Source organism: Halorubrum sp. SS7, assembly GCF_005435055.1.
In the GTDB taxonomy this organism is placed as follows: Archaea; Halobacteriota; Halobacteria; order Halobacteriales; family Haloferacaceae; genus Halorubrum; species Halorubrum salinarum.
The window spans coordinates 1-220 of the sequence record NZ_SGXV01000731.1; the positions used below are offsets into that span (position 1 = coordinate 1).

A 220-nucleotide genomic window follows, 5' to 3' on the forward strand; every position below is an offset into this window, starting at 1 on the left:
GTGTGTTTTGATGTCTCCCTTGAGATCACGCTGTCCATCTTTGACCATGCTACAACCGCAGTCACAGAGCAGTGTTGCAGGATCACTGCATTGGATTACGGTGAAGAGATCGAACTCTTCGATGAAGTCAATCACATCCTTCGTATCTTCGTCAGTGGAGTGTTTCCTGTTCTTTCTCTGGATGATATCTTGTACCTTGATGAAGTCCTCCTGATCAACG

At 45.9% G+C, this 220-nt stretch carries 1 protein-coding gene; it reads right to left on the bottom strand.

What is annotated here, in order from left to right:
* Positions 1-220 (bottom strand): hypothetical protein (locus tag EXE44_RS20590; RefSeq protein ID WP_158293530.1); only part of this gene is annotated, 220 nt, incomplete at both ends.